We start from the raw sequence: 17,213 nt of genomic DNA, 5'->3' as shown, positions 1-17,213 counted from the left end.
TTTCAGTCCGGCAAAGAGTGCAATCATAAAAACCACATATTCTTCAGGAACATGTTTATCGTCCTTTTTTTTTATTCTTATTAATCGGTTTGCGCATAATTATTTAGTGTTATGCTGCAAAACAACATTTTTATGCTATCTAAACCGATCTCCTTTTTCCTCAAAACAACATTATATCTTTTGCATTCAAAAGTCCCTTATTTCATCTTCAAAAGATATATCTTTTATCTTCGAAATAAGGGACTTTCAAATTTTCAATTATCAAGGTTCTCCCAGGAAATCGACAATCACCCCGACTTGTTTCGGGGTCAGTTTCCGTTGCCGTTCGCAGAAGCCGACAGTTTTTAATGTTTTGACCAGTTTTTCGTTTCTTACCACCCAGCGATGCAACAAACGCGATGCTGAGTTCGGATGCAAATCCGGGTTGTAACAGAGTGCCAGTTCTGTCCATCCGTAACTGCGGATTTTGAATTTTTCTTCGTCCATATTCTTATGATTTAGTCTTACTAAGATAAGAAATTAAATCCACATAAAGAAATGAAATTCAAAGTTTATGCGCATTATTTATATATTTATACGGACTTATTAAACCCTTCGCCGCCGATGATGACATTTCATGTCACAGCCGTTTTTCCTGCACCTTATCTTTGTCATGTTATCGATAACCAACCAGTTAACCGTCAATAGCTTTCGGAGTATTTCCATTGGCATATTGGCACATTGTCAAATTAAAAAATTATTCCCATGGCTTTAAGTTTTCACTTAGTAAAACGTCCCGACATGCGCAAAGACGCTGCCGAAGGTTCCAAATTATTTTATGCACAGGTCCGTTCATTGAAGAAACTCGATTTCAACAAACTCTGTGATCTGATCGCTGTTCGAAGCACCGCTTTTATCGGTGATGTGATGCTTGTCATCGAAGGTCTCCTTTCCGTCATGGAAGAACGCCTGGAAGAAGGCGATGTGATCCAGATGGGCCGCCTGGGTAACTTCCGTATGGTTGCCGGCAGCAAGGGTATTGAGAACGAAAAGGACTTCAATGTCTCCCTCTTCAACAAGGCTCGTATCGTCTTCTCACCGGGCACCATGCTCAATGAGATCCGCAAGAATGCCAAATATGAAAAGATGGATATCGAAACGGTCACTCCGCCTACAGGAGGTGGTTCGGACCGTCCGGAAATCGAGTAGTAACGTATCAATTATCCGTTATGTTAAAACAGGAATTTATCAAACAATATCTTTTCCCCGCTCAAAAGGCGGGGGAATGTTTCGGAATCAATCCGGTTGTTATCCTAGCCCAATCGGCCATCGAAACAGGGTGGGGGGAAAGCACCCTGGCAAAGGAGCATAACAACTTCTTCGGTATCACCGCTTACGGACGTCCCAATGCTTTCTGGAAAGGCAAAAAGACTGATCTTTCTGAAAACGGTGGCCATGTTTCCCTCTGGTTCCGCACCTACGAATCGGCGGAAGACAGTTTTATGGACTTCGCCCGTCTGATCCACACTGGTTATCCGGTGGCTGCCTCGCTCAGTGCCCATCCTTCGGCCTATGCCAAAGAGATCGCTTACAGTAAATACATCAGCGAAGTGAACGGTGACAACCGTGCTGCTTATCAAAGGATGCTGGTGTCGATCTGCCGGACGATCGAAAGATATACTGTTTGCTGAGTTCACCTTTTATCAGATTTGAACTATCCTGTCCCCGTGCTTGACACGGGCCGCAAGAGAACTGGCGGTATCAAAAGATATTATAGGATACGGTCTGTGCCTTTGCGATCCCGTGTCAAGCACGGGAACGGGATAGCTCAATTATTTCTAAATATTAATATATGCAAAATGAAAACTCTTGAAATCATTCTCAACTTTCTCACCAGCCTTGTCCGGATCATCTTTCCCCGCAGACAAAAAACGGCAGCCGGTGACTGTCCTTGTCCCCATCCCTATCCTTGTCCTGTTCCTGATGGCGATCACCCTGCTGTCTCTCCTGATGGAGCAGACGGAAGTGACGCTGACAGCTATCGGAGCGATACTCTCGCTCTCCACCAGGGCGACTGGGGAACCAAACAACGTGTCGAACCCATAGACATTGCCGGTTACAGCCTGATGGCTGCAGGACTGATCGGGGGGCTGTACAAATTATTTACTGCATGAGCGCTGCTAAAGCGTCATCACTTATGTAAAAAGTCTGTTATCTTCTTTGGTATGGAAGGGTGATAACAGGCTTTTCCAGTTATTTTAAAGTAATCTTTAGTCATAAATTATTTATGACTACTACATCACTTTCTTTACAAAGGCTCAATCCGATTTATACTTCTTAAATACATGAAATTCATAATTTTGACGCCATCTCTTTTGCTTCCAGTATATTATCTTCTATAGAACAATAAGTCCAACTGCCATATCGTCCTATGGAATAGACATCTTTTTCTTTCAATATACTCTTATAATGTGAGATGGCCTCTTGGCTTTCCTTGCTAATATGTACATAAGCTGGCTTCATTAAGACGGTTTCATAATCAACCAACTTTTGTGTTGTCACCACCCCAATCCTCTTTAAATCATTCATCACACGATCTAAATATAAGCCTTCTTTGTATAAAATCTCGTTTTCCGGAAAGCCTATTTCAACATATAAAGACATTTTATCTGTTCCCAATATATTGTCGTAATAACCCAAACGATAAAAAATATAATCCTTTTCGGGAACATACACCCAACTATTCTTCTGATCATCGCCTTTAGAATCAAAACCTAAGTTAAATACCAAAACCTTGTTACATGAAAAAATATTGGATTCATACCCCAAGTGGCATTGGTCTAACAAAGAGGGTAATGGTTGAGTAGATATCAGTCGATCATACTTTATCTTCCGTTTATTAGTTGTCGCTACTTTTTCCTCTATATTTATTTCTAATAGCTCTTCATTCAAGCAAACTTTTGTACTATCTACATTTTTCAGCAGAGACCGAACATATTCCACCGCACCGCCTTTAGGATAAGTAAAAGAACTATTATAAGAGGAATTATCTTGCGAACGAAAGTTCAAGATAATATCTTCTTTATTCGCTTTTGGGAAAAAGCGTCCCATTGCATTCATATCTAATCTATCCAAATCACAAGCATACAATTTCTCATTATAAGGGATCAAGAACTTTTCAGCAATTGATTTACCCAAATTAGCATAAACCATTTCTTTGAAAGACCGTATATTTTCATGATTTGCAGAAAATAAATCATAAAGACAATCTATTAAATCTTCTTTATCCAATTGATGAATGTTTTTCTGGAAAGGAAAATCTATATAATCACCTTTATAATAAATCTGTGTGTGTTTTTCCACTTTCAACAAAGAAGAAGGAGATAGATTTCGGCAAACATATTCTTCGATATCCGGATGTTGGAAATGAAAGAAATGTCCCGAATAATCCCACACATATCCATTTCGTTTAATTGTACGGCAATATCCTCCCGATTCGTTTTCTTTTTCTATCAATAAAAAATCATTCTTTGTAAAATTGGCATAACTGATACCTGATATACCTGCACCTACAATCAAATCCATCATCAACTATATTTAAAAACGCTCCTTATAGCCCAATTCATAAAATAATAAATACTTCTTAATAGTCCCAGCTTCTCCACTTGATAATAAATCAAAAATTGAGGCTTGATCAGTTTTTTTCTATTACGTGTAACGCTAGTGGAAACCAAACGATAAGATGCCAAGATTTTCGGATTGCCATAAGCATATTCTACCTTGTCCTTTAATATCTCTAACCAAAAGGCATAATCATCACGTAGACTTTTCAGTTCTTCCCTAAAATAGTGTTCACCTACTACCTCACGATCATATATTGTAGTGAGGCAAGAAATAGGATTAGATTTCAGTATATCCCAATAATTTACTTTCTCTGGAACAATAAAAGGTTGCAATACTTGTATCCCTTGTTCGTTAATTCGGTGATAAGAAGCAGTGACTAATGCTGCACTTTTTTCTTTCATGAAATTCAATTGGGATTCTAAAAAATCAGAAGACCAAATATCATCCGAATCCAAGAAAGTGATGTATCTACCCTGTGCCTCACGCAAAGCGATATTTCTAGCACCCGACGAGCCTTTGTTCACAGGAGAAGCTATTAATTTAATACGCTTATCTTTTTCTGTGTATTTCCTCACTTCTGCGATACCTGCACCGTCATCTGGAGAACAATCGTCAATAATTATCATTTCCCAATTTGGATACGTCTGTGCTTGTACTGAACGAACCGTCTCCCCTACAAAAGCTGCACCTTTATACATCGGGGTAATAATAGAAACAAGATTTTGTGTCATAAATAATTATTTAAATTAATGCATTCTTACTCCAACTCTATTCATTATCCTTACCACTATAAAAAACAACAGAAGAGATTGACTAAATATCAGCATAATCCGATAATTCAGGGATAAATATCTTCGTACACTACCTACATTATATTGTCTATAAAACGTATGCTGAAAGCAACTAGCCATAATCTTAACAAACTCTCTATAACTTAGCCTTTGAGCTGCTTGTAATTGATTATAAAGAATCGATCTTAAATAACGAGCTTCATATCTATTTTGAAAACTATCGAAGTATCCAGTTTCAACCAGACACTCCTTGGCTTTCAAGAAAGCCTTATGCATATCTAAAAATAAACGTTCTTGTGATGAACGAGAAATGCTTCCCTCTCGCTCTGTTGTATGATACAACACTTTATTCACAAAGGTTACTTTTCTTGCATAACAAGCTGCTTGTATTGAAAAAAGTGTATCCTCATTTACAATACCTTTTTCAAATCTCAACACGTGTTTCTCCAAAAATGTACGGTTATACACTTTTGAGCAAGCTGAAGTAGGAATATGGGTTAAATTCAAAGTATCTTTCAAAATATTCTCCGATTCCTCTAATTTCATTATAGAATAAGGTTTGCCATAAACAAAACAAGTCCCCGTTTTTTCATTGTCAAACTGCAATCTGAAACAAGTATAGTCTGAAGGCTTTGAATCAAGATGTGCAGCCAATACCTCAAACATCTCCTTTTCTATCCAATCATCGCTATCTACGAAAGCTACATAATCACCTGTAGCAATTTTCAGCCCCGCATTTCTTGCTTCAGACAACCCCATATTAGTTTGAGAAATGACTCGAATACGTTTGTCTTTTGCAGCATAATACTCCATAATTTGCAGGCAACCATCTGGAGAACCATCGTTGACCAATATGATTTCCAAATTTAAATAAGTCTGCCTAATAATACTTTCAATACATTTAGAAAGATACTGTTCGACCCTATAGGCAGGAACAATAACGGAAAATCTAATCATAATATTTTTTATTATAATAATCAATTAGTAGTACGATGGTATATCTTTTTTAAACAAAACGAAATAGGATTAATAACCTTAGAAAAAGCTACCGTTCTTAATAAGAAATAAACAGATCCTCTCCACCAAGAAATGTTATGCTTTCTTATACTATTTAACGATATTCGTTTTACAATATAAATATATTTACCTTTTTTATTATTGATTCTAACAGGATTCAGAGCTGAAAGATAACGATAAATAGGCTTCTGACTAAAATATATAAGTACTTTTGTAGTAAGAAATAATGTTGAATTAACATGTAAATGAAGTTTATTTGAAATAAATAACTTTGAGAACAACGCCATAACATCTTCATGGCATTTTACAGTATTAACAACAACGTTGTCTATTTCACTTTCCTCAAATACTGGCTGTATAAGGTCTCTATTTTTCTTATAAGCTATTGTCCTAAGGTGAGGAGATAAAGAAAAGTATTGCTCAAAAATATTACCTAATTCATATATATATATAAGAGAATTATTTCTAAAACGTTCATGGTAATAAATCGAACTATAATCTCCTGTTTCTTTGATTGTTTTTCGATTCTTGAATACCTCCAAGTAGTATCCTTTCACAGGAGTATATCCTTTGTTAGACAAAATGGTATTTATTGCTTGAAGACATGATCGGGTACCTCTAACATCAACCACAGCGACTTTATGGCTCATATCTGCTAATCCCTCCTGAATAAAATATTCATAGATAAGATCTTGCTGCTTTTTATTATATTGAGATAATATAGAAAGTACACTATTGTTAGAAAAAATATCTTCATTTAAATTTTCAAATGTGACTTTCTTTATTTGTTCAAGAACTTCTGGAACTATAAAATTTGCCAATATCTCCAGTTTATTTTCATTTGTAAAACCAAATTCCGTCTTTGTTAGAGATTGCAGGCTATTTGAATTTATTTCCTGTAAGCCGGGAAGATATAAAGACGAACGTGAAACATAGAGATATCGCAATTCTATATTAGGAAATTCAGATTGTAATGATTGTGCAATTTGGTACAAGATATAGCCATCACGAGCCAAAAAAAAGATTTTTTTGATACCTGAGAGAGTAGCATCTAGCAAAACCTTATACACGAAAGGGACATATAAAGGAGCTATTAAATCTGCGGCAAAAGCATATTGTGGTGTATTGGGGAACGATAGTCTTACTGCCTTCGATATGCCAGCTAGATGTTGATTCACAAAGAATCCAAAAAAATAATCTTGTTTCAGCAGATAGTGTTCATAAAAGGAATATTTATGCTGAACAAGCGAAGCATGAATACCTTTCTTTTTAGGAATAAAATAATCACTATACTTATTATCACCCCAATGTATCCACTTTTGATATGATAAATTATTCTCACTAGCAACCTTCTCATAAAGAGTCCCTGCAAATTTAGTTAAATAACAGGCAGAAGAGACATAAAGGCTATCTTTATCTTTCCAGAAATCATATTCTTTCAATAAATTTAATAAAAACTCATATGGAAGATACATATCAGAAATATAATAAATACCATGTCCTTCTTGATGAAGCTCTCGTATCTTTTTCCATATAGAATATACAGGCACTAATTGTTCTTTCTCTATTTCCATTTCAGCCATTAATATCTTTTTATTAGACAAACTGGTCAAACCAGAGAAGTCACAATTCATATAGATATCATCCAATGATATCTCTTTTTTATTAGATAGTTTACGGGCTTTTTTTTCTCCTTCTATCCGTATCTGAGAAAAATCATACCGAACACTATCACTACTATCATCTCCTAAAATTCGATAAGCCAATAAATCAAAAATATTCTTAGGATCCCCACAAGCTCTAACAAAACAGGTATCAAACAGATCAAATGAATAGTATCTCATTTTATTCTCAATATTAAATATTTAAACATCGGATTATAGAGTATGAAAAATAAAATAAAAATTAATAACAAATGAAACCCTATATGCTCTAATAAAAAATCATGAAAAAAATAAAAAACAAGCACATTTAAAATGGAAACATATAAAACTTTATATGCTTCTGATTTCCTCGATCTGTTATAAACATATCCCCAAAAACATCCATGAAATAATCCTCCAACAATCAATCCAAGCCATTTCCATCCAACCCAATATCCAGCCATCATTGTATAAACATTTGTAGGTAAAGGAACATGCACCATTTCATAATTAAAATAATTCACATCAACTGTATTATAATTATTTGCAAAAATCCTGCCGACCAAAGGAAAATTCTTAAAAACTAAATCTCCATGAAAATATGTTGTTAAATCCACTTGACTATGTAATATATAGTTATCAAAGGCTGGAAGAGGAGAGAATATATATATATATATATATTAAATCGAAAATATCTATGCCCTCAGAGTCTCCTCGAAAAAACTGTATAGCGTATACCACTAAACATATGAGTGATAAAGAATACAGCAATATGCGTACATTCAATTTATTTCTAAAACAAAGAACTCCAATATATCCAATAAAGAAACGTAATATACTACCTTTATCAGCCCCCATAACAATAAATGCAAAAACTAACAAAAAAAACAATCGCTTATATTTAAACCGCTCATCTCTTAATAAATAAATCAAACAAAACATGTACCCCATTTGAGCGACTCTGAAGGTATTTAAGTGCAAACCGGATAACGGAGCCTCTTCATTTCGTTTTACCGCAACAGATAGTTCCCTCCATGCACTGTAAAAATTTGACGGATCAAACACAATTGCTCGCTGGTAGCTCATTACCAATGATATTATGAGGCATATAGAGATAAATAGTATAACATATCGGTTCGTTATCAACGGAGTTGCGGAATGAGCCAAATGCAATCTCCTTACCCTTACATACTTATTACTCATACTCAGACAAGCTATTTGAAATGGTATAATCCAAGCCATAAGCGCATAATAAAACTTATCGCTCAATGGATAAAGACCGTGATCAATAACATTATACCCAATCAATAAAAAAAGCCATAAAGAGGAAGTGAGTGTAATAGGATGTATCAAGCATTTATCTATTCGTCGTGTCAAGAAAAGGGTCAACAGCAAAAATAAGATAGTTATATAGTAACTCATATCATTCAAGAAAGAGCCTTCTTCAGTAAGTCAAGACTTTGCCCTCTATACTCATTCAACAATAAATGAATCCTATTATAATCCATCTTATAGGTCAATTTTTCTGGAGAAAAATGAGTTCGCTCATACAAGCAGGAAGAGAGACCAAACATATTTACGATATTACGATGTCGAGAATTCATGGATGTATCTGATTCTTCACCACGATAAGTGGCAACTAGAAGCTTTTCAAAAATCAGCGTAAAAGCCATTCCATGAAAAGAATTGGTAACCACTATCTCGGCATTTGCAAAAAGAGACAAGAATGTAGCTGTCTCAATAGTACCTACAAAAGAATAACTATCAATGTTGTCATATCCCTTCCTTTCACCTATGACAATGACGGATAACCCAGTCTGTTTTCGAACAGTTTCTACCAAATCCATTGTCCAGCTAGTAGGATCAAGGAAGTAAGCTAAAATATATCTTTCATAAGGTGGTTTATAATGCTTATTCTGCATTTGCTCCCATTCTTCCTTAGTCAACATCAATGTGGGATCAAGTACCCTGTCTGCTTTATATCCCATTGAACGCAAATACGCCACGCCTTCCTCCTCTCGTAACAAGATCGACGAGAGATTTTTAATTCCTCTTTTAAACGAGGGTAGCGCATTCTCCGGGATGGCAGGAATACCTATACTTGTCGAAAAAGAGATCTTCTTAGCATCTTCATCCGCAAACGCCAAAAAGAATGCCGGGTTATTAAACGTGATGTGCGTGTTCCATAATTGGTCACCACCTACTACATAAATATCGAAATGGGGAGGATCAGCAAACAGTTTTTGTAAACTATCATAACGACAGGTCATCTTCAAGTTCTTTAGCCAAAATTGGTTCAAATCAACACCTTTAGTTACCCCTAGTTTGTGATATAGTAATTGAGCGATATGAGGTCTTGACAAAACCGCTTTTACTGCCCGTTTCAGAAATCCACTTTTCCGTTTTTCAAGCTTTTTCCAATAAGAATCATCTCTGGAATCATAATTCATATACTTATCTGTCGCATAATAAGCATTGGGAGATCTATAATCTATGATATATGTATCATAACCCAATTTTTCAAATATTTTTTGTGAAGCATATGCTTGCAATGAAGAACCATGATTTCCGTAATGATGTACTGTTATTATTCCTACTGTTTTCATTGAACATAAATTTTATCTTATATATAACATGTATAATGTACATGTTTTAGAGATTATTTTTTGGAAGAGAGATAGCTTTAAGCAATCCATTACTAGTTCTTTGAAATCTCTCGTATAGACTTGTTGTAAAAATTTCCCCTGATTGACATGTGTCCAATGAGACCGCATCAATTGAGGATTACCTTTAACAATGTTTTCATAAGATGACTCAAAGCCATCAAAATCAATTTCATTTAAACATAAACGTCCCTTTTCGGTATTGACAATAAGAGCATTTACACCGATTTTATCATCTATGACTTCTGGATAAGCCTCTGCATATCCCCAATAATCCCCAATCGTGATATCACTTCTGCTCCGTTGGTTCCTAAAACGGCAATGGAAACAAGATGGACGCATGTTAAGGTGCCTAATGAAAGACAACATGTATGGATCTTCATTCCAGCATAATGAAGGTACCTTATAGGTATGGCCACTCTTATCAGCAAAGGATAAGGATAAGGAATAAGCAGCCCATCCTTTAGATTTATCCCGAAAATTAACACTATTTACAAACAATTCTCTTCCCACTTCATGCGACTTTTTTTGTTCTCTATATCGAAGGTATTTCTGCCATATTCTAGGAGCTGGAACGCCATGACAAATCAAATCCACACATAAAAGTGTGTCATAGTCCTTTCCCAAATAGTTCTTCAGACCAGCTATTTGACAAGGAGTTCCACTAAACAAAACATATCTACCTTCTTTCAAGAAACTCCTACAATCCTTGAAACTACCTTCTATCCGGCTCTGCAAATATTTAGAACCGACCAGCTGTGCCAGTTCATCCTTGTTTTCTATATAAATATGTTTAACACTCCAATCCGTATCAAAGGCACATCCAAACACCACGCCACCCTTAGATAATATATTTTCGGATAGCGCAACAAATGCACCAGCAGTCGAAGATTTCTTCCGAATGCTTTGATCCTTATGCATAAACGCATAGGAGGCCAATGGATACCGTGGTCTTAATTTGTTCAAGATAGGACATACTTTATCGCACATACCGCAATCTACACATTTGGATTGATCCAATATGGGATATGGAAAACCATATGTATCCGGAATCATCGATATAGCTCCGTGTCTACAAATTTCGGCACAAGCAGTACATCCACAACATTCTTTTGGGGATCGTATTTGTATCATTATTTTCTTATTATTTTATATTTGAGACAGGCAATTTTCTGTCGGATTAAAACCCTCTCCTCTCCAGAACATCCTATGCGATAGACCGCAAAGATGGTGCTAACCAGACTGATTCCCGACACCAAAAAAAGACGCAAGAAAGAAACCGGGAAAAAGTAACATACAGCGGAGGGGAGGAGGCTCGCCACAATGCTGACAGACAATATATTATTATAGACTTTCCTTAGATACTCCATCATTGGTAAACCTATCATCTTTCGTAACAGAAGAAGCCTTGAGAACAGACATAACTGTGAGATAACAATTGTTATATAGAGAGGTATCTCTGGGAACGCCCCACAATAAAGGGCTAAATAGGACAGCGGGAAGATCAGCATATGTATTCCTCCGACAATGATCTGGTAATTTCGAATTTTTCCTGTAGCGAACATGGAGGTAACTAAAGGCTGAGATATAGATTCCGACAATACGAAAATAAGCGTTAAACGAACAAAACAAGTCGTATACTCCGGGACTGACTGTAACCATAGCGAAAGGATTGTCTCTGCTTCTAACAAAATAGGCAATGATAACAACAGCAACAAATAATATGCAAACCGTGTCCCTAGGAAAACTAAGCGTATCATATAAGATTTATCACCTATCACATAAGACTTCATGATCTGAGGATTAAGTGCCGTAAAAAAATTGTTAGCGAAGCTATTAACAGCTATACCTACTTGAACGGAAATCGCACGGGCAGCGTTGACAACCGGATTAAAAAATAAATTAAGTAGGATATTCACCCCTTGATCCCGCAAGACTCCAGATGTTACTCCTATAAAGTTCCAACCTGCCATTCCTGCCATCTCCTTCAAGAGTACCTTATCGTAAACAAAACGATAAGAACATTCCTCAAAATGCCTTTTACAGTAAGCCCCGTAGATGAAACGTATAACCATGGCCTCTATAAACAACAAAACCGAATAGACAACCAATCCGTCATATAAATCCAAAAACAAGAAATAAACGACACCCAACTTCAAAAAAACATCCAAAACACTTACATACGCAAACGCTTTCATACGTTCATGGGCAATGATAGCCGCATTGTAAGGAACTGAAATCAGATTGGTCATGAATGTCAGAATAGAAGTGTGCAGAACCCAATTAGCTGCATATAAACGTTCAGCAGGTATATTCATCCGGTTATTCAAGAACCAAACACCTGCCAACTCTACAAAAACACAAATAATCACGGATAGAAGCAGTTGTATATTGACAGAGGTAGAGAATATAATCGCTAAACGCTGTTGATTTCCATTTCCTAATTCTACCGTTAGAAAACGATTAATGGCCGAGGTTAAAGAACCCGTAAACATGGAAAATAGCGCCACAATTCCCCCCACTACATTATAAATTCCGAAATCCTCTACCCCCAACACCTGTAGCACGACCCGGCTGGTGTACAGTGTCACCCCCATGATCAGGAGCATACGCACGTAGAGAAACAGCGTGTTCTTCGCTATCCGTTTATTGTTTTCTGATGTAGCAGACATAATATAGATCACAATAATTTCCGCCCCACTAGTAAATTAGTGGGAAGTACTCAATTTAGAACATAGCCCCTTAAACAAGATCCTTACTCTCTATCCTTTTAACCATGATCTTTTCCATACCATAACCGCAATAATCAAGATACTGACGCACTACCTCCATCTGTTCATTTGTCGTCAAATGCCCTAAAGTAACACTAGCAAACGCTGCTTTGGGAAATGTCCGATAAATATATTTCCTAGTTCCGTCTGTTTCTATATTTTCTAAATTTTCCATCTCTTGTTCTGAAACATCTCCTTTTGCATCCATTTCAAAAACAATGATGTTATAATTAGGTACCATATACCGATATTCCTTTTCATATTTATATTCTTCCTGCTTGAGGCAAGAGGCACAAACCGACAAATCATCTTGATAGCTATCAGACTCAAATTTGCATTTATCATAAACACGTTTTATTGCAGCTTTTACATATTTTTTATCTTCACTTTCCTCTTTTGTTATGTAAACGCACCGAACAAAACATCCGGATCACGCTCCTTCAAAGAAAAACTTGAGATAATATCCGTATTTACGCCTATTTGTATGCCATTACCACTATCCACATAGTTTAACCACATTTCCCTCGACAAGTTTTCTCCGCAAAAACAAATGATATAGGGGTTAAACTTCATTGGATCAGTATCAAATGGTTTACTTTGCTCCTTGCACATTTCCTGAATCACAGCATTCGCCTTATCCTTGATCCATTCATATTCGCCGTTTGTGTAATTACTATATTTACTGGCTCTAAAGTTTAATCCGGTATCGGTTACGATACTCTTCAAAACTTTGAATGATGTATGGTGGTAAATTGATTTCATTCATTCTTTCCTTTAATTCATTTAACACAAGATCCGACATTCTCTATTTCTCCTAAGGCATGAGACTGCTAAGACAAACATTTCCCATAGGAACTCCTTATGCCATGACTCCTATAAGCTGAAATTGTCGTATTTCTACATAATTATTATGGGTGAGCAATCAGGCTTTCAAGTTTGGCAAATCTAATTGACCGACTACCCCGTTAGGGTTTGCGCCTTGAATCCGTCTTCTCTTTACGATAGTGACAACCGCTGTTATATCTTCCGTACTTAAACTTATAGCAATCGTATCTCCTCGTCTTTTACGTTGTGTATAAAGGGGGAGAAATGGTATTTCATCCAATCTTTCAAGGTGTAAAGCAGCGGGCTGACGCACTCGTTTAACGACCAGCCTAGCCCCACCAAAGGATAAGATACATTGTCATAATCCTCCGCCTCGATTTTCGGTTTGTCCAACAAGATCAATATTACAGAACTTACTTGGTTTTCAAATCAATGATATACCCGTATGAGTGTTCTTTATATTGTGTTGTGTAACCGCATTTCAGTTTGTCTGCGATGTAAAAGAATGAAACCAACAGATTGTTTTCTTTATCAGCCTGGGGGGCCACAACTCTATTCTCTCCACAGACTTATTGATGCAGCCATCAAACGACAACTGGTTGGGCGTTGACGGAGAAGGAGTAGATTATCTTCTTGCTTGTCTTTTTATCCCTACTCCGATCAAACCAGAAATTTATGTATGATATTAAACGGTAAAGATAAATATTCGGAATATAAATTTAAAATTCAGTACTTGCAGGTATTTATGAATCGTATAACCAGAACGGTACTTAGAATTTTTTCCCAAACGCAATATTCAAGAACGTCTTTACCAATATCTTAAAATCGAACCACCATGAACGATGTTCCAAATAGAATAAGTCGTAACGTAAACGACGGAGCATTTTTTCCAGCGTATCTGTATAGCCATTGTAAAGCGTAGCATATGAAGTAACCCCCGGACGTATTTGATAAAGAAAATGATAGCGTGGATCATGCTCCATAATTTGGTCGATGTAGAATTTACGCTCCGGACGTGGACCGATGAAAGCCATGTCACCGATGAAAACATTCCATAGTTGGGGTAACTCATCTAAATGATATTCGCGCAAGAACTTCCCCACACGGGTCATACGGGGATCCGAATCTCCTTTGTAGAGAGCTGGACCGAATTTCTCTGCATCCAGCCGCATACTTCGGAACTTGTAAATGTTAAAAGGACGACCGAAACGACCGATGCGCTCTTGCTTGAAAATTACAGGTGTCCCATCCTCCCAGCGTACAGCAATATAACAAATTAAAAATAGGGGAGAAAAAATAATCAAAGCCAACAATGCAAGGAAACAGTCAACACTGCGTTTTACATTGCGTTCAAAAGCATTCATTCCATCTCCTATAAATTGGTTATTGTTTATAGTTTGTTCCATATTTATTATTTTCTACTACAATACTACTTTTGTTTATATAGGATAAATACAATAACATCAGACCACAGACCATGAAGTAAAATTCGGGAATTATGAAATTAAGCTTGTCAATGGCTATTTCAAGCCCAACAAGATACCTTAATCCGGTGACAAAGGCTAACGAAAACAGGATGGTGGGAACAAATGAAACACCACCCAATCGGGGAATTATTCCACTATGGACTTTTCGTTCATCAGGTATATCGAACAGTTTTTTTCGGTGTGCAACTACCAGAATACGCAGAATAATAAGCCTTGAAAGGATTATTGATATGAATAACGATAAAGTAATAAGTAGGTAAGCCATTACATTAATACTAGTTATTGAACACGACAAAGTTCGTCAGTCACATGTGTGTACTAACGAAAAATGACTAGAAAAAACGATCGTTTTTTCTAGTCATCATTATGTGTTTTTTAACTTCGTGTTAAAAAATATTTAATACTTTGAAAATCAATTTTTATAAAAAAATATATGTCTTGTGGATATAAAAATAATTCATACCTTTGCACAGACTAAAATAAACGATCGATTATTTTAGTCATTCATTTTTATTGTAATATATTGATAGCTATTTGTTTATATTCTATATTTTGATTTATTTTATGGCTGATTTTGTTTAAATCTTTTATCTTATATAATGATATAAAAAATACAATAACTATGTAAAAGTAAAGAATGCAGGAATGGGCTTTCATAAGGTTTTATATCTGATAAGTAACTGGGAAACAGGATGTGTTGAAAAATTGAGGTAAATTAAAACCAATAAGGGAAAATAGTTGTTTCGTTTGGCTGTGCGGGCAGATATATTATGCTTATATTTATCCCCTGTTTGTAAAATCTATTTACTTAATAAGGCAAAGATATGTCACGGGAGAAAATATTGATAAGAACATCATGGATAAGCACGATTGGTAACGCTGTACTTTCCGTATCGAAAATTATTGTAGGTTTATTGGCTGGCAGTTTAGCCGTATTGGGGGACGGTATCGATTCGGCGACAGATGTAATTATTTCTGTTGTGATGATTTTTACGGCGCGGATTATGAGCCGGCCACCTTCTAAAAAGTATGTGTTCGGCTATGAGAAAGCGGAGAGTATTGCAACGAAGATTCTGTCGCTCGTGATATTTTATGCCGGTGTGCAGATGCTGTTGTCGTCTGTTGAAAGTATTTTTTCGGACGAGGTAAAAGAGATACCGTCTGCTATTGCTATATATGTTACTGTCTTTTCTATTGCCGGCAAGCTCCTGCTGGCGTTGTATCAGTATAAGCAAGGGAAGAAAATCAATAGTTCCATGCTGACAGCAAATGCTATCAATATGCGTAATGATGTTATTATTTCATCCGGGGTTTTATTGGGGTTGATATTTACTTTTATATTTAAACTGCCGATACTCGATTCAATTACCGGGTTGATAATAAGTCTTTTCATCATAAAATCTTCCATCAGTATCTTTATGGATTCCAATGTCGAACTGATGGACGGCGTGAAAGATGTCAATATATATAATAAGATATTCGAAGCCGTGGAGAAAGTGCCCGGTGCAGGCAATCCTCACCGGGTCAGGTCGAGGATGATAGGAAACCTGTATAATATTACCCTTGACATAGAAGTGGATCCACAGATGACTCTTATGCAAGCTCATGAAATAGCCGATGCCGTAGAGAAAAGTATCGAAAACTCGATAGATAATGTATATGATATTCTAGTCCATGTGGAACCTGCCGGGAAATGTCAGACGGATGAGAAGTTTGGTATCGACAAGGGGATGGTAGAATAATCTGTCGACGTGTGTTACTATCCCAATGGTAATCCGTAATTTGGGTATAAATATCTGTAATCCGTCTACAGTTTGGTTGTCACTGTTTCCTTATTTTTGCAACATCGAAAGGAAGATGATAAAATACCATTAAATAAGGAAGCGTATGAAAAATAATTCAGTAATCATCCTGATTTGCATGGCACTCTTTGCAGTGAATGTGTGCAACAGTAAGAACAATAACGGAAATAATCAAACAGTAGAAATAATGGAAGATAAAACTCAGGTAAAAGAACCGGTATTGGGACTGGGCAATCTTATTACTGCTAACTTCAGCGGCGATGCCTGGCTGAAGATGCTTTCCACACAACCGGAATATGATTGTAACATTTATAATGTAACTTTCGCCCCCGGCACCCGCAACAACTGGCATTCCCACGCAGTAGGACAAATCCTGCTTTGTACTGAAGGAGTCGGCTATTACCAGGAAAGAGGCAAACCGGCCCAACGCCTGCAACCGGGCGATGTGGTAAATATTCCGGCCAATACTGTCCACTGGCATGGTGCTGCACCCGACAGCCGTTTTACACATATCGGAATCACTCCGAAGGTAAGCGAAAACAGCGCGGAATGGCTTGGGGAAGTGACTGATGAGGAATATACGGAGGCTGTAAAATAGTTGAAGTTTGACT

General features: G+C 36.6%; 19 protein-coding genes and 2 pseudogenes. 5 read left to right on the top strand and 16 right to left on the bottom strand.

The window, feature by feature from the left end; genetic code table 11:
- Positions 1–261: 261 nt before the first annotated feature.
- A complete protein-coding gene (locus C825_RS16675; protein WP_010803310.1) occupies positions 262–486 on the bottom strand; it encodes a DUF4248 domain-containing protein in 225 nt (74 codons plus the stop codon).
- A gap of 258 nt (positions 487–744) precedes the next feature.
- On the opposite strand from C825_RS16675, the gene C825_RS16670 reads away from it, so the two are divergent.
- The 3 genes from C825_RS16670 (at position 745) to C825_RS16660 (ending at position 2,153) form a co-directional block, all read left to right on the top strand.
- Positions 745–1,188: an HU family DNA-binding protein gene (locus C825_RS16670; protein ID WP_010803308.1), complete on the top strand. Its 444-nt coding sequence runs from the start codon at positions 745–747 to the stop codon at positions 1,186–1,188.
- 20 nt (positions 1,189–1,208) lie between these two features.
- Positions 1,209–1,670 carry a glucosaminidase domain-containing protein gene (locus tag C825_RS16665; protein WP_010803307.1) on the top strand — a complete coding sequence of 154 codons (462 nt, stop codon included), beginning with the start codon at positions 1,209–1,211 and terminating at the stop codon, positions 1,668–1,670.
- 168 nt (positions 1,671–1,838) lie between these two features.
- Entirely contained in the window at positions 1,839–2,153 is a 315-nt protein-coding gene (locus C825_RS16660) for a hypothetical protein (protein WP_010803306.1), read from the top strand.
- A 178-nt stretch (positions 2,154–2,331) separates the two neighbouring features.
- Here C825_RS16660 and C825_RS16655 read toward each other — a convergent pair whose 3' ends face one another.
- The 15 genes and pseudogenes from C825_RS16655 to C825_RS16595 all read right to left on the bottom strand — a co-directional run.
- Positions 2,332–3,564 (bottom strand): protoporphyrinogen/coproporphyrinogen oxidase, encoded by a 1,233-nt coding sequence (locus tag C825_RS16655; protein WP_010803305.1) that lies wholly within the window; start codon positions 3,562–3,564, stop codon positions 2,332–2,334.
- A 2-nt stretch (positions 3,565–3,566) separates the two neighbouring features.
- A complete protein-coding gene (locus C825_RS16650; protein WP_010803304.1) occupies positions 3,567–4,334 on the bottom strand; it encodes a glycosyltransferase family 2 protein in 768 nt (255 codons plus the stop codon).
- Positions 4,335–4,349: 15 nt separating this feature from the next.
- Complete coding sequence (locus tag C825_RS16645; RefSeq protein WP_010803303.1) at positions 4,350–5,351, bottom strand: glycosyltransferase family 2 protein; 1,002 nt, start codon at positions 5,349–5,351, stop codon at positions 4,350–4,352.
- A 20-nt stretch (positions 5,352–5,371) separates the two neighbouring features.
- Complete coding sequence (locus C825_RS16640; protein WP_010803302.1) at positions 5,372–7,255, bottom strand: hypothetical protein; 1,884 nt, start codon at positions 7,253–7,255, stop codon at positions 5,372–5,374.
- A complete protein-coding gene (locus C825_RS16635) occupies positions 7,252–7,671 on the bottom strand; it encodes a hypothetical protein (protein WP_157310095.1) in 420 nt (139 codons plus the stop codon). Before C825_RS16635 ends, C825_RS16640 begins: the two co-directional genes overlap by 4 nt.
- Before the next feature lie 22 nt (positions 7,672–7,693).
- Positions 7,694–8,476: an oligosaccharide repeat unit polymerase gene (locus C825_RS27745; protein ID WP_157310094.1), complete on the bottom strand. Its 783-nt coding sequence runs from the start codon at positions 8,474–8,476 to the stop codon at positions 7,694–7,696.
- Positions 8,477–8,481: 5 nt separating this feature from the next.
- Positions 8,482–9,660, bottom strand: a complete 1,179-nt coding sequence (locus C825_RS16630; protein ID WP_010803300.1) for a polysaccharide pyruvyl transferase family protein — start codon at positions 9,658–9,660, stop codon at positions 8,482–8,484.
- 12 nt (positions 9,661–9,672) lie between these two features.
- Positions 9,673–10,683: a Coenzyme F420 hydrogenase/dehydrogenase, beta subunit C-terminal domain gene (locus C825_RS16625; protein WP_160257463.1), complete on the bottom strand. Its 1,011-nt coding sequence runs from the start codon at positions 10,681–10,683 to the stop codon at positions 9,673–9,675.
- A gap of 15 nt (positions 10,684–10,698) precedes the next feature.
- Positions 10,699–10,851, bottom strand: a pseudogene (locus C825_RS27740) (4Fe-4S dicluster domain-containing protein); the annotation flags it as partial.
- Positions 10,851–12,389, bottom strand: a complete 1,539-nt coding sequence (locus C825_RS16620; protein WP_010803298.1) for a lipopolysaccharide biosynthesis protein — start codon at positions 12,387–12,389, stop codon at positions 10,851–10,853. The gene C825_RS16620 and the pseudogene C825_RS27740, both read right to left, overlap by 1 nt.
- Before the next feature lie 70 nt (positions 12,390–12,459).
- Positions 12,460–12,729 (bottom strand): hypothetical protein, encoded by a 270-nt coding sequence (locus C825_RS16615; RefSeq protein ID WP_010803297.1) that lies wholly within the window; start codon positions 12,727–12,729, stop codon positions 12,460–12,462.
- A gap of 158 nt (positions 12,730–12,887) precedes the next feature.
- Positions 12,888–13,250: a hypothetical protein gene (locus tag C825_RS16610; RefSeq protein WP_010803296.1), complete on the bottom strand. Its 363-nt coding sequence runs from the start codon at positions 13,248–13,250 to the stop codon at positions 12,888–12,890.
- A gap of 276 nt (positions 13,251–13,526) precedes the next feature.
- On the bottom strand, positions 13,527–13,706 hold the full coding sequence (locus C825_RS16605; protein WP_228110489.1) for a nucleotidyltransferase domain-containing protein: 180 nt from the start codon (positions 13,704–13,706) through the stop codon (positions 13,527–13,529).
- 377 nt (positions 13,707–14,083) lie between these two features.
- Complete coding sequence (locus tag C825_RS16600) at positions 14,084–14,719, bottom strand: sugar transferase (protein ID WP_010803295.1); 636 nt, start codon at positions 14,717–14,719, stop codon at positions 14,084–14,086.
- A 34-nt stretch (positions 14,720–14,753) separates the two neighbouring features.
- Positions 14,754–15,065, bottom strand: a pseudogene (locus C825_RS16595) (undecaprenyl/decaprenyl-phosphate alpha-N-acetylglucosaminyl 1-phosphate transferase); the annotation flags it as partial.
- Between the two features lie 559 nt (positions 15,066–15,624).
- On the opposite strand from C825_RS16595, the gene C825_RS16590 reads away from it, so the two are divergent.
- Both C825_RS16590 and C825_RS16585 read left to right on the top strand, forming a co-directional pair.
- Complete coding sequence (locus C825_RS16590) at positions 15,625–16,542, top strand: cation diffusion facilitator family transporter (RefSeq protein WP_010803293.1); 918 nt, start codon at positions 15,625–15,627, stop codon at positions 16,540–16,542.
- A gap of 145 nt (positions 16,543–16,687) precedes the next feature.
- Positions 16,688–17,200 (top strand): cupin domain-containing protein, encoded by a 513-nt coding sequence (locus C825_RS16585; protein WP_010803292.1) that lies wholly within the window; start codon positions 16,688–16,690, stop codon positions 17,198–17,200.
- Positions 17,201–17,213: the final 13 nt, after the last annotated feature.

The organism is Parabacteroides sp. ASF519 (assembly GCF_000364265.2).
Taxonomy (GTDB): Bacteria; Bacteroidota; Bacteroidia; order Bacteroidales; family Tannerellaceae; genus Parabacteroides; species Parabacteroides goldsteinii.
Note: the sequence above shows the minus strand (reverse complement) of the source record. Positions and strands in the feature narration are given on the sequence as shown.